Origin of the sequence: Brucella sp. H1_1004, from assembly GCF_047308065.1 — a bacterium.
GTDB lineage: Bacteria > Pseudomonadota > Alphaproteobacteria > Rhizobiales > Rhizobiaceae > Brucella > Brucella pseudogrignonensis_B.
In genome coordinates this window covers 1,578,306-1,591,226 of record NZ_JAYKZA010000002.1, presented here as the reverse complement: position 1 = coordinate 1,591,226, position 12,921 = coordinate 1,578,306, and the positions used below count along the sequence as shown (strand labels likewise).

Here is a 12,921-nt window from a genome sequence, read left to right as displayed (position 1 = left end):
ATCTTATGCCAAACTGATGACCAAACAGATCTTAAGAGTTCACGCCGACAAAAAAGCAGCTCGATTTATCCGGGCTGCCATTAATATTTTAGTGTTTTGTAGGATCAAAGCGAAGAGATTGTCCAGCTGACGATCTCACTTGCGACCTGATCGAACGCCTTGTCCAGCGCGCGTACATATTCGCTGTTTGTGGTGCCGTGAACTGGCGTAGAGGCGCGGAAAACACGTGTGGAGCGAACTTCACCATTCTTGTCATTCATCAGCCTAACAGCGATCTCTACGACCGCTGCACGCTGAGAGCCATAGGCCTGAATGCTGAATACTCGCAGATCGCTCAGTATCTGATAATTGATCGCCAGACCGTCACCCGGACGGCCTACGCCACCGAATACGCCAACGTTTTCATAGGCCTGCACAAGACGAGACTGAACGAGATTTGGCAGTCTGTCACCCCATTGAGCACCTTTGAGGTACTCAATCGCGCCGGGCGCAGTGTTGACAACGATATTTTCGCTATCAAGCGCCTTCAACGCATTGGGCGATGGCACGAGTATCTGGAGGTTCTTACGGCTGACTGATGTGCCCTGCAGCTGCTGCGGCGCTGACAGGCTGAATGTGTCGAGTGGCGTCGTGGTTCCGCAACCGGAAAGCATGGTTGTCAAAAGAAGTGGAACGATCAGCTTACGATGGGATTTTGTCACGATAGAACCTGTAATGGACATTAATGACGCGTCCTTCCGTTATACTGCGGTACACTGCCGGAACCACCAAAAATCAAACGCTGTGGGTTACGCTCTAGTTCTGTAATCGCCTGCTCTACGCGCTGTACTGCGCGACGGCTGTCACCGATCAATGCCTGTACATCGCTCAGACCTGAACCGGAGAAGCGCTCAAGATTGCTGGCAATCGGTGTAATGCGCTTATCGAGATTGTTCGATAACTGACGGATCGATTCAAGTGTAGACTTAGCTTGTGCAACAAGACCATCCTTGTCGTCACTAGAAAGCAACTGGTCTGCCTTGGCAATAACGTTTTCAACACGTGCAGACGCAGCGTTCAGGCGCTCCATCATCTGCTTCGCTTCCGAGACGATCTGATTGATGTTGCCCGCGTTCGAACCCAATTCATCAATCACGTCGGCATTCTTAGCCAAAGCGTCTGTGAAGGTCTTTGTATTATTGATCGTATCGATCAGCGGGCCGCGTGCTTCTTTAGCAAAGCCCTCGAGTTCGCCGAGGACGGAATTTGCGCGTCCAAAAATGTCCTGCGCGGTTGCAAGCAGATTGTTGATCGATGAAGGATCAGCATCAATACGCGCAATCGTGTCTTCTTTGGCTGCTTCTGTAAGAAGATTAGGCTCGTCGAGGCTGCCACCATTCAGTTCAATGTAAGCCTGACCAGTCAATCCCTGAAAGCCAAGTGAAGCCTTTGTCGAGCGTGTAATCGGAGTCGTGGCATTCACGCGCGTTTGCACAATAACCATGCTGGGATTGGATTCATCCAAATGCAACCGACGAACATCACCCACCTTGATACCATTGAACAGAACCTGACTGCCGATGCCAAGGCCGGTCACAGAGCCCGGTATGCGAACATCAAGACCAACAGAATCCCGCGCCTCGCCGTAACGCGCAATCCAATACACGAAACCGAAAGCCAGCAGGCTGACGATCAGCGTGAAAACTCCCACCACAACGTAATTGGCCTTCGTTTCCATATCTTATCCCGTCTGCATTTGGCTGTTAGGCCGACGTCTGCTCGGCGCGGATGTGTCAATCTGACGTGCGCGCTTTCCTCGAAAATAGGATTTAACCCATGGATCATCTACAGTCAGCATGTCTTCAATGGAACCGCTCACCAGAATTTTTTTATTACCCAGCACGGCAATGCGGTCACAAATCGCAAAAAGGCTATCGAGATCATGCGTTACCATAAAGACCGTGAGGCCCATTGTATCGCGCAGATTGGCAATTAATTCATCAAAGTCTGCCGCACCAATCGGATCAAGCCCAGATGTAGGCTCATCAAGAAACACGATGTCGGGATCAAGAGCCAGCGCTCGCGCTAAAGCCGCACGCTTGATCATACCGCCTGATAATTCAGATGGGAATTTTTCCGCCGCATCAGGGCTGAGTCCAACCAGATCAATTTTAAGGCGTGCGAGCTCATCCATCAATTTGGGCGAAAGATCCAGGTATTCACGCATCGGGACCTGGATATTCTCAAGGACGCTAAGAGCTGAAAACAAAGCGCCGTGCTGAAACAGCACCCCCATACGCATATCGATGGCCATTTTCTCAACATCGGTCAGCTTATCGATATTATTTCCTAATATCTCAATCTGTCCTGCCTGCTTTTTATTCAAGCCCAGAATAGTTCGGGTCAGCACAGATTTACCTGAGCCAGAAGGCCCGATAAAGCCGAGAACCTCGCCTTTATAAATGTCGAGTGAAAGATTATCGAGCACAGGTGCGCGACCGCCGAAACCAACGGTAACATCTCGTACCGAAATGATCGGTACTGGCTGATCGTTGTTGCCAACGTCCTGCAAATGCGGCTGATTATCGATACTCTTCTCCATGAATATTCTTTATCCGAGCTTATTACGAGACTGAACCGCGAGAAACGGCTTTCTTCAGTTTTATCCCTTACTGTGTCTGAAAGACCCTATAAAGTTGCAAAACTAAACGGTTAGAAGTCAATTGCGGCATAGAACATCGCAAACATGCCGTCTACGACAATGACAACGAAGATCGATTTAACGACCGAGGCCGTCACGCGGCTACCCAGTGATTCTGCACTTCCGCCGACTTTCATTCCTTCCACAGAAGCAAGTATGCCGATTATGAGTGCCATGAAGGGAGCTTTGATCAAACCCGCGAAATATGTGTTGAGTGCAACGGCATCATGTAAGCGACTGATAAAAGCTTCCGGCGAAATATTTGAGTAAAAGTAAGTAACTGCGGCTGCACCCACCAATGCCGACAAATCAGCGATGATCGTCAGAAGAGGCAGAATCACCACCAAGGCGACAAGCCTTGGAAAGACTAGAACGCCCACAGGATTAAGCCCGATTACTGTGAGTGCGTCGGTTTCCTCCCGCATCTTCATCGAGCCTATTTCAGCAGTGATCGCACTGCCCGAGCGACCGGCGATCATAATTGCAGTCAAGAGCACGCCTAACTCACGCAGAACGAGAATACCAACCAGATCGACGACGAAAATTTCTGCGCCGAAGTAGCGCAACTGAAAAGCGCCCTGCTGCGCAATGATTGCGCCAACAATCGTGGACATGAGGACGATGATCGGAATTGCACCGACACCCATCCGATCAATCTGCTTTACAATCGCTGGAAATGGGATGCCGCTGCCGCGCCCGGCTTTAAGCTGTGCGCCACGAATGGTTGCCCCCAGAATGTGCATCGCCATCAGGAAATCTTCATAAACTGAGGCGACACCCCGTCCGAGAGAGTCCAGCATTTTGATAAGAAAAAAAGGCTTTTTCGCCGGCTTTACATCAAGGGTGCGCTCAACCGAATTGCCCACTTCCTCAACGAGCGGTAGCCACGCAGGCCTAACACCTTCCAAATGAACATCGATATTTTGAGACACCAGCCTCTGGCGCAGGCGTTCAATCAGCCAAGCGCCAGCAGTATCAAGTCCCGCAACATTCGTTGCATCGATGATAATTGAATGCGAGCCGCCAACATTCTCCAGCTCACGCATCTTCTTGTCGACAATGCCAACAGTTTGCGAAACCCAGCGTCCGCTAAGATTTACGAGGCGTGCGCCTTCATGCTCGGCCAAATCAATCTTTGGCGCGACATCAGAAGCAGCACTTGCTTTGTCGGCAGTGTCGGTCAACATGGCCTAACCTCTTATACGAGTCGGTTCACGACCGAAATACTGCGTCCTAAAGGGCATATCCATGCACAATAGTTTGAAAATCATCCAAGAACGCTATCCCATTGCCGGAAAATTCACAATCTCTCGCGGCTCAAAGACCGAAGCTTTGGTCATAGTTTGTGAAATAAGTCACAATGGAAAATTGGGGCGCGGTGAATGTGTTCCTTATGCACGATATGGAGAATCAATCGCGAGCGTTAGCGAACAGATTGAAGCTGTCCGGAGCGCGATCGAAAGCGGTGCGGATCGTCTGACTATTCAAACGCTCATGCCCGCAGGCGCAGCAAGAAATGCAGTTGATTGTGCTTTCTGGGATCTGGAAGCAAAGCTATCGGGCAAGAGTGTTGCAGACACGCTTGGAACCCTGCCCCATCCTCTTGAAACTGCGATCACCGTATCGCTTGGTACGCCTGAAGAGATGGCAGTATCGACCGCTAAAGTTGCTCATTATCCATTGATTAAAGTAAAAATGGGCGGCGACAATGATATTGAGCGCATTCATGCCGTTACAAGTGCTGCTCCAAACAGCCAAATAATCATTGATGCCAATGAAGGCTGGACCGACGATAACATCGAAGAAAACATGGCTGCGGCAGCTAAGGCTGGCGTAGTTTTGATTGAACAGCCTTTACCTGCGGGTAAAGACGAAATTCTAAGCCGCATAGATCGACCAGTGATTATCTGCGCAGATGAGAGCGTGCATACATCTGTTGGACTCGAAGAGTTGGCGACCCGTTATGATGCGGTTAACATCAAGCTCGATAAGGCGGGCGGGCTCACCGAAGGACTGATCATGCGTGAGAAGGCCATATCGCTTGGTTTAAAAGTGATGGTTGGTTGCATGGTCGGCACGTCACTTGGAATGGCACCGGCAGTTTTGCTCGCGCAGAAGGCCAATGTTGTCGATCTTGACGGACCATTGCTTCTTGCAAAGGACCGCGCTCCGGGTCTCAAATATGAAGGTGCACTCGTTTATCCGCCGGAAGCCACGCTCTGGGGCTGATTATATGTGTGGTTTGATCGCTGATTGACACTGTTGGTTGCTGCAAGCACATTTTCGAAAATATCCGCGCAGGCATCCCATGTGAAAGGTTTTAGCACCTCAGCAGGATCGAATGCGGGCATCTCGAGCGCCGCCAGACAAGCGGCGCGGAGGTCCTCAGATAAAACTCCAGCGCCGGTGGCTCCGACAACATCAGAAGACCCCGGAACCGGAAAAGCTGCTACAGGTAAACCAGATGAAATCGCTTCAAGCAGAACCAAGCCAAATGTGTCAGTTCTGCTCGGAAACACGAATACGTCAGCTGATGCATAAGCTTTAGCCAACTCATGGCCTTCTTTTTTGCCAATGAATACGACATTCGGAAAACGAGCTTTAAAGTCTTCAAGGGCCGGTCCGTCTCCGACGATAAGCTTGGTCCCGGGCAAGTCGAGGTCAAGGAATGCCGGCAGGTTTTTTTCTGTTGCCACGCGACCCACACAGATGAATACGGGGTGCGGCAAATCTTTCGTTACATCGTTTCGCGAATGAAACAGATGACGGTCCACGCCCCGCGTCCACAATTCGAGCCCCGTAAACCCACGCGAATGCAAGTCGGTGAGAATAGACTGTGTTGGGACAAGCGTATGTGATGCGGCATTATGGAATTTACGCAAAAACGAATAGGTCCAGCTCAGCGGAATTGGAAACCGCTCCCTGACATATTCTGCAAAGCGGGTATGAAAGCTGGTGGTAAAGCTCCAGCCCATTTTGATACATGCACGCCGCGCCATAATTCCAAGCGGACCTTCGGTTGCGATATGCACATAATCGGGTTGCAAGCCGACCAATTTTTGCCGAAGCGCCGATGGTGTTGTCATTGCCAACCGGATTTCAGGATAGGTCGGGCATGGGAAGGAGCGATAGTCCTGCGGTGAGATAACGATAACTTCGTAACCGCGCTCGGCCATCAGTTCACAGCATTTGGTCAGTGTTCTCACAACGCCATTTACCTGTGGGTGCCAAGCATCCGAAACGATCACCAGCTTCTTCATTTGCTGCCGTTCGCAGTTTTGCGAGCTACGTGCGGCAACCTAATCACCTTATTGCCATCGTGAGCGGAAAGAAGCGACGATCGCTGACCGAGACGGTCGGTCCATTCCAACAACTCCATACGACCATCAAAATGTTCAACGACAGCAGTGCAGCTTTCAACCCAATCGCCCGTGTTGATATATTCAACACCATTCATTCTGCTGATTGTTGCATGATGGATGTGACCGCAAATAACACCGTCGACGCCAATGCGCTGCGCTTCTTCTGAAACCACGTCTTCAAAATTTCCGATGAAGTTAACGGCCTTCTTAACGCGAAACTTTGCCCATGCGGAAAATGACCAATAACGCAATCCGAACTTTGCGCGCACCCGGCTCATAACAGTATTAATCCAGATTGCCGTGTCATAGGCCCAATCACCGAGATAGGCGATAAAACGCGCATTACGCACGACGACATCAAACTGGTCGCCATGGATAACCAAAAATTTGCGGCCATCCGCGGTTTCATGAATCGCGCGATTCATGACCTCAATGCCGCCGAAATGCGTTCCCTGAAAATTTCTCAGAAACTCATCATGATTGCCGGCGATGTAAATAATTGACGTGCCTTTGCGACTCTTGCGCAAAAGTTTCTGAACAACATCGTTATGTTCCTGCGGCCAGTGCCAATTGCGTCGCAGACGCCAGCCATCAACAATATCACCAACCAAATAAATGGTATCTGCTTCGTGAACACGCAGAAAATCTAAAAGCAATTCAGCCTGAGCTGCTTTCGATCCGAGATGCACGTCTGAAATAAACAAAGTGCGAAATTTTTTTGGTTCAATCTGATCTTCGCTCATGTGGTTGTCCTTCCATCTGGCAACCTGAATTTGAACGAAGAAAAACCGATTCACGTCACAGGGATATGACGGCTGCAAATGCATGGCGCGGCTTTAAAAGTCGAGAGAACTTTCGAACTCAAATATTACCAATTTAAAGCTTAAATTTATGGTTTGATGTATTCTAACTGCGGGCGGACAAGCCAAGGTTTATTCACCTGTTCGCGAGAATGCGCAATCCAGCCAATGGATCGCCCCATGGAGAGCACACAACTAAAAACTTCTCGAGCAAAGCCAAGTTGCTGAAGCAGCAATGCGGAATAAACTTTCAACTCTGTCGTTTCGCCTGCTCCAACAGTATTTGATAATTCTTTATGATTTTGATTAGCAAAGAGCTGTTCAACTAATGACAATCTACTCTGAAATCCCGAAGATCCACTATTCTCGACGTTTAAAAGTGCGTCTTTAATGATTTCTGTCCTGGGATCATTATTTTTCACCCAAACGTTCCGCCTCTCCGATACCGCGAAGTCGACGTGGCTCCTGGATGTCTGATTGGATTGAAACGCGTCGAGAATATCCAGAATCCCGTCCGACTTACTATCATGCGACGATCCGCTAAATACCGACAGGGCTGCCAGAATCGATGATGTCATTCCAGCATTGACTGACGCCGCTATTCGGGCCGCTAATGTCGGGGGTGTCAAACCATAGTCTACGCAGGATATCAGATACGTATCGAGTGCTGAAACCTCCTGATCACTTGGTAACGAGAGATTCATCATACGTAAAATATCAACGCTGTGGGGCATTGATGCATCCGGGCGAACGGAATGCTTGCCTCGCTTCATACGTATGAATGCGGGTGCAAAAACAGCTGGTGCCGCAATCAAATGAAGCGCCGTAGTCAAGTCCGTCACATCTGGAATTTTAGTCATTAAAGTACGAACAGCGTCGACAGGTTTCATATCAAACAATTCGTCATCTATATCTTCGGTATAAAGAAAAATCTGCTCGCGCGCCTGGCCTAATGCTGACTGCAGGTCAGAGCCTGTAGGAAAATTTGGAAACAAGTCTTTCCACAACAGCTCAATTACGCTTTCCAATCTTGTATCAATGCACAATTCTTTGATAGGCACACCGCGTAAAGTGAATGTACCTTCGACAAAATTAACATCGGAAATAGATGTTTGAGAAACGAATATATTTGGAATTGAATTCTTCATGACAATAATCCCCTTTAAAATAGCTATTATATTTCAATAATAATTGACCGAAACCGATAAATATCGTTAGCAATATTAATTGATTATAATAAACACGACGCGTCTTATTGGTGAATAAAAAATACAATGGAAACGATTTGCACTTCTTATAAAAAATTATCAGGCCTTTTAAATGAGATTTAAAATGTAAACCAGAATATGGTTAAATGCCGACCCCACATGTCATGCACATGGCGCTCAAACAAGCTGTTGATTTGATTTTAAAGCCTTAGCGTAATAACTGCTTTTCAGAATCGGGCCTACATTGTTTTGAAAAGTTGAGATAAAAGCGACGTTGGCTCAAAGGGTGCTAGTTCCCATCAGCGCAACTCCCCTATTGCAAGCATGAACCGGAAAGTGATGCGATCATGACGAATAAAAAGACCCCCTCCACGTCCACGCGTTCGGATTTTGATGAAGCGGCACTTTTCTTCCACCGCTATCCGAAACCCGGTAAGCTTGAGATCCAAGCGACCAAGCCGCTTGGCAATCAACGCGATCTAGCGCTTGCTTATTCCCCGGGCGTTGCGGCACCCTGCCTTGCAATTCACGAAGATCCATCCACCGCTGCCGAATATACGTCGCGTGGTAATCTGGTAGCAGTTGTTTCAAATGGCACTGCGGTACTCGGCCTCGGTAATATCGGCGCGCTTGCATCCAAGCCGGTGATGGAAGGCAAGGCAGTTCTTTTCAAGAAATTCGCAGATATTGATGTTTTCGACATTGAAATCGACGCACTGGAAATCGACCGCATGGTTGATGTGGTTTCTGCGCTTGAGCCCACTTTTGGCGGTATCAATCTTGAAGATATCAAAGCTCCAGAATGTTTCGAAGTTGAAGAACAGCTTCGCGCCAAGATGAATATACCAGTATTCCATGACGATCAGCATGGAACCGCGATTATTGTTGCAGCCGCTGTTCTGAATGGTCTGGAATTGGCAGGAAAGGATATTACAAACGCCAAGATTGTAACGTCAGGCGCGGGTGCCGCTGCGCTCGCTTGCTTAAATTTGCTCGTTAAACTCGGGGCTAAGCGCGAAAATATTTTTGTCTGCGATCTTGAAGGCGTAGTTTACCAAGGCCGAGAGAAGCTAATGGACCGTTGGAAAGACGTGTATGCGCAAAAAACCGACGCGCGTGTTCTGGCCGATGTTATTGGTGGCGCAGATGTATTCCTCGGTCTTTCCGCTGCTGGTGTTCTCAAGCCTGAACTGCTTAAGCAAATGGCTGAAAAGCCACTGATTATGGCACTGGCAAATCCAAACCCTGAAATTATGCCAGAAGCAGCACGCGAAGCGCGTTCGGATGCGATGATCTGCACCGGCCGTTCTGACTATCCAAACCAGGTGAATAACGTACTATGCTTCCCTTATATTTTTCGCGGCGCACTTGATGTTGGCGCAACGGCAATCAACGAGGAAATGAAGCTTGCTGCGGTGCGCGCGATTGCATCGCTTGCCCGTGAAGAACCTTCAGATGTTGCGGCCCGCGCCTATTCTGGCGACACACCGACATTCGGCCCAAATTATATCATTCCATCGCCGTTCGATCAGCGCCTCATTCTGCGTATCGCACCTGCCGTTGCAAAGGCTGCGATGGATAGCGGTGTTGCGACACGCCCGATCGAAGACTGGGAAGCTTATACCGATCGCCTGACACGTTTTGTTTTCCGCTCCGGCCTTATTATGAAGCCGGTCTTCGCGGCGGCCCGGGCGCAGAGCAAACCAATGCGCGTGATCTATGCCGATGGTGAAGATGAACGCGTATTGCGCGCTGCCCAGGTTGTCATTGAAGAACGTATTGCTTCGCCTATCCTCGTCGGTCGTCCAAGTGTAATTGAAGCACGCTTAAATCGCTACGGTCTCAAAATCCGCGCAGGAACAGATTTCGAACTAATTAACCCGGAAGATGATCCACGCTACCGTGATTATGTTGATCTGTATCTCTCTTATACAGGCCGTCAGGGCGTAACCCCAGAAGCAGCACGCACGATCGTTCGTACGAACTCGACTGCCATTGCGGCTCTTGCTGTCATGCGTGATGAAGCGGATGCGATGATCTGTGGCCTTGAAGGTCGTTTTGAGCGCCATACCCGCGTTGTAAAACAGATCATCGGTAAGCTGCCAGGCATCAGTGATTATTCGGCATTGAGCCTTTTGATCTCACAGCGCGGCGCATTGTTCCTGACCGACACTTACGTGACAGTTGAGCCAGAAGCAGAAGAAATTGCTGAAATGGCAATTCTGGCCGCGAAAGAAATCCGTCGTTTTGGCATTGAGCCAAAAGCTGCGCTTGTTTCGCATTCCAATTTCGGTTCAAAAGAGTCGGCTAGTGCTGAAAGGATGCGTCGCGCCGCCGCGATTCTTGCTGAAAAAGCGCCGGAACTTGAATCCGATGGCGAAATGCACGGTGATTCCGCACTCTCGCAGGCATTGCGTGATCGCGTGTTCCCGAATTCGCGACTGAAGGGCGAAGCAAATTTGCTGGTTTTCCCTAATCTCGATGCGGCAAACATCACGCTGAACGTCGTAAAGACAGTAACGGACGCATTGCATGTCGGACCAATTCTACTTGGTGCTGCGCGCCCTGCTCACATCTTGACGCCTTCAGTAACTTCACGCGGCGTTGTTAACATGACTGCATTAGCAGCAGTTGAAGCACTGCAAAAATCCAACGAAATCAACAAGAAGATTTAGTTTAATACAATCTAATAAATTATATATACTTATATAAAACGCCAAGTATTTAAATAATACTTGGCGTTTATGTTTTTTTAACTATAAAGATCAAACATTCAGGCATACGGACAACGGGATGGGCTTGTTCTATGATGATTGTTGATAAGAATTTTTGGAATTTTCAGTCAGCGATATTTGCTTTCGCTGCAATTGGCATTCTGAGTGGCTGTACAACAACTGCACAGCCAATTCAGCCATGTACCACTCAGCAGATTACCAAACTCAGTAAACAGATTGATCCAACAAAGTTAAAACTGAATGCTATTCACAAACGCCTCTCAGTTGTTCGTGCAGAAATCGCCAAAGAGCGCTGTGTGGGGAGCATTTTCACACCCGAAAATATTTCAGTCAGATGCGAACGTTTGAAAAGACAGGAAGGAAATTTGTCTTCAGAAAGTCGTTCATTTGCAGAACGTTTGACCGACTTAAATGCAGCTATCGCAGGCCAACCACATGCCGGCAAACAAGTAAAATCTTGCGTAGCCAGTTGGCAACCTGAGCAAACAATTAGAAAAAGTACGCGGAAAAATATTGAGGTGAAGGCACGCACGCCCAAACGACAAGTTACAAAGACTGTTAAGATCGAAAAAGTATCTAAGGTCCAGCCAGCATTTATCGAGGACTATGTTGTTCCAGCATATTCTCCTCAAAAAACTCGTAAAACAGAGTCAGTCGCTTACACGCCGTCTGCGCACCCTTTGTCCCAATCGCCGACCCATGTCGCGCCGGCAGCAATAGCGCCGCCGACAGAACGTGCTTATTCCGACAACGAAAAAGTCAGAGTAGTCGGCTCTTCGTTCTTTCCGGACCAATCAAAACTAATAGGTCCGCCAGCTCCGGCCCATGCGGCTGCCCCGTGAGAGCGATACGCAAGGGCATGAATAATGTCTTGCCCTTGCGTCCCGTTGCTGCTTTTACAGCGTCGGTCCATACCTTCCAGGTCTGTTTGTCCCACGGCTCTGCGGGAAGCAGCGTGAAGGCTTCCTTCACAAAAGCCTGATCCTCTTCAGATAGTTCCGGCTTATCGGGCAAGTCGCCGGTGATGATCTGCCACCAATCGGCAGCATCGTTGAAGCGTTCGAGATTGCCGCGCACAGTCATCCAGAATGGCTCTACCTTTTCACCCGAAATACCCAATGCTTCGAGGCGATCTTTCGCCTTATCAAATGGCATTTCATGCAGCAGTGCACGGTTGAGCGTATCAAGCTCTGCCGGATCGAATTTTGCCGATGACTTTGAAATTGCCGCCAGATCAAATCGCTCTGCGAGCATATCCATATCGGATGCAGCGGACACGGTTTCTGAAGTGCCGATCAGGATCGCAAGTGAAGCAACTGACATCGGCTCATAACCACTTTCACGCAAAGAGCCGACAGATAAAGCACCAGAACGCTTTGAAAGTCCCTCGCCTGAAACTGTGGTCAGCAGATTGTGATGGCCAAAGACCGGCGGCTCTGCACCAAGCGCTTTGAAGATGGCAATCTGCACGCCGGAATTGGTGACATGGTCATCGCCGCGAATGATATGTGAGATCCCTAGATCAATATCATCGACAACAGATGGCAGCGTGTAGAGATATGTTCCGTCTTCACGTACCAGCACCGGATCAGACATCGAAGCCAGATCAACGGTCTGTGGTCCACGAACCAGATCATCCCAATGCACTTCAGTGCGTGTGGTGTTGAAAGGATCGTTTTCAAAGTTCGGCAGAAGAAAACGCCAATGCGGCTTGCGGCCTTCCGCTTCAAAGGCCGCTTTCTCTTCGTCGGTTAGTTTCAGTGCTTCACGGCCATAAACGGGAGGAAGCTTACGTGCTAAGCGCAAACGACGACGGCGCTCCAGATCTTCTGCCGTTTCATAACAGGCATAGAGAAGACCCGCCGCTTTCAGCTTTTCAACGGCCTTAGCATAAACGTCAAAGCGCTTTGACTGATATTCGACACGGTCAGGCGTGACACCAAGCCAGGCTAGATCGACAGCAATTGCGTCCGCATATTCCTGTTTAGAACGCTCAATGTCGGTATCATCATAACGCAGGATGAAATTGCCGCCATTCTTCTTGGCATACAGCCAATTTGAAAGTGCGGTGCGTGTATTGCCAATATGAATATAGCCCGTCGGCGACGGTGCAAAACGAACAGTTACGGTCATGAC

General features: G+C 49.0%; 11 protein-coding genes. 3 read left to right on the top strand and 8 right to left on the bottom strand.

The genetic code is table 11. The features are described 5' to 3' along the window. Window positions 1-104 precede the first annotated feature (104 nt). From U2P60_RS15105 to U2P60_RS15090, 4 genes are all read right to left on the bottom strand, one after another. The gene (locus tag U2P60_RS15105) at window positions 105-722 is read right to left on the bottom strand and encodes an ABC-type transport auxiliary lipoprotein family protein (RefSeq protein WP_413573231.1); all 618 of its coding nucleotides are present in this window, start codon (window positions 720-722) and stop codon (window positions 105-107) included. Beyond that, the gene (locus U2P60_RS15100; RefSeq protein WP_313826488.1) at window positions 722-1,717 is read right to left on the bottom strand and encodes an MlaD family protein; all 996 of its coding nucleotides are present in this window, start codon (window positions 1,715-1,717) and stop codon (window positions 722-724) included. Before U2P60_RS15100 ends, U2P60_RS15105 begins: the two co-directional genes overlap by 1 nt. A gap of 3 nt (window positions 1,718-1,720) precedes the next feature. Then, the gene (locus U2P60_RS15095) at window positions 1,721-2,581 is read right to left on the bottom strand and encodes an ABC transporter ATP-binding protein (protein ID WP_313826487.1); all 861 of its coding nucleotides are present in this window, start codon (window positions 2,579-2,581) and stop codon (window positions 1,721-1,723) included. Between the two features lie 110 nt (window positions 2,582-2,691). Further along, on the bottom strand, window positions 2,692-3,867 hold the full coding sequence (locus U2P60_RS15090) for an ABC transporter permease (RefSeq protein WP_413573230.1): 1,176 nt from the start codon (window positions 3,865-3,867) through the stop codon (window positions 2,692-2,694). 61 nt (window positions 3,868-3,928) lie between these two features. On the opposite strand from U2P60_RS15090, the gene dgcA reads away from it, so the two are divergent. Next, window positions 3,929-4,909 carry an N-acetyl-D-Glu racemase DgcA gene (dgcA, locus tag U2P60_RS15085; protein ID WP_413573229.1) on the top strand — a complete coding sequence of 327 codons (981 nt, stop codon included), beginning with the start codon at window positions 3,929-3,931 and terminating at the stop codon, window positions 4,907-4,909. On the opposite strand, the gene U2P60_RS15080 is transcribed toward dgcA, so the two are convergent. The 3 genes from U2P60_RS15080 to U2P60_RS15070 form a co-directional block, all read right to left on the bottom strand. Beyond that, window positions 4,879-5,940 (bottom strand): glycosyltransferase family 1 protein, encoded by a 1,062-nt coding sequence (locus tag U2P60_RS15080; RefSeq protein ID WP_313826484.1) that lies wholly within the window; start codon window positions 5,938-5,940, stop codon window positions 4,879-4,881. The two genes, dgcA and U2P60_RS15080, sit on opposite strands and share 31 nt — an antisense overlap. After that, window positions 5,937-6,785 carry a UDP-2,3-diacylglucosamine diphosphatase gene (locus U2P60_RS15075; protein ID WP_313826483.1) on the bottom strand — a complete coding sequence of 283 codons (849 nt, stop codon included), beginning with the start codon at window positions 6,783-6,785 and terminating at the stop codon, window positions 5,937-5,939. The genes U2P60_RS15080 and U2P60_RS15075 overlap by 4 nt, the downstream gene beginning before the upstream one ends. 146 nt (window positions 6,786-6,931) lie before the next feature. Further along, complete coding sequence (locus U2P60_RS15070) at window positions 6,932-7,990, bottom strand: citrate/2-methylcitrate synthase (protein WP_413573228.1); 1,059 nt, start codon at window positions 7,988-7,990, stop codon at window positions 6,932-6,934. Between the two features lie 407 nt (window positions 7,991-8,397). Here U2P60_RS15070 and U2P60_RS15065 point away from each other — a divergent pair, with 407 nt between their 5' ends. Continuing rightward, window positions 8,398-10,725 carry an NADP-dependent malic enzyme gene (locus U2P60_RS15065; RefSeq protein ID WP_413573227.1) on the top strand — a complete coding sequence of 776 codons (2,328 nt, stop codon included), beginning with the start codon at window positions 8,398-8,400 and terminating at the stop codon, window positions 10,723-10,725. 131 nt (window positions 10,726-10,856) lie between these two features. Next, window positions 10,857-11,627 (top strand): hypothetical protein, encoded by a 771-nt coding sequence (locus U2P60_RS15060; RefSeq protein ID WP_413573226.1) that lies wholly within the window; start codon window positions 10,857-10,859, stop codon window positions 11,625-11,627. Here the strand turns inward: U2P60_RS15060 and gltX are convergent. Next, entirely contained in the window at window positions 11,545-12,918 is a 1,374-nt protein-coding gene (gene gltX, locus U2P60_RS15055) for a glutamate--tRNA ligase (protein ID WP_413573225.1), read from the bottom strand. The two genes, U2P60_RS15060 and gltX, sit on opposite strands and share 83 nt — an antisense overlap. Window positions 12,919-12,921 lie beyond the last annotated feature (3 nt).